The sequence below is a fragment of the Pseudomonas sp. AC463 genome, from assembly GCF_979253585.1.
Map to the genome: position 1 here is coordinate 1 of NZ_CEEDDZ010000405.1, position 302 is coordinate 302.

Annotated in this window: 1 protein-coding gene; it reads left to right on the top strand. The window is 68.9% G+C overall.

The window, feature by feature from the left end; all coding sequences use genetic code 11:
* Window positions 1-52: 52 nt before the first annotated feature.
* On the top strand, window positions 53-302 hold a 250-nt coding region (locus tag AC0IYH_RS30740; protein WP_471837949.1), incomplete at its 3' end, for a hypothetical protein.

Below are 302 nucleotides of genomic sequence, written 5' to 3' on the forward strand. Positions count from 1 at the left end.
GTGCCAGCGAAGGGAGGACACTCCCGCATCAGAACGATCGAAAGTGTCCGACGTGAAACAGACCTACGCTCCCCTGCCGACGCACGCGCCCGACCGCGCGATGCGGCGCGACCGGTTGGACGGCACGCGCGTGGCGATCGCTGTCGCCAATGACTACCGCGCCGCGTATCTCGGCAACGCCATCGTTGCGTCTGGCGGACGTGTCGCCGGCGTTGCCGCCGATGTCGCGGAACTGGAAACGCTGCTCGACCGGCACGCTCCCGCGGCGTTGATCGTCAACCACGAGCTGCCCGGTCGCGGCC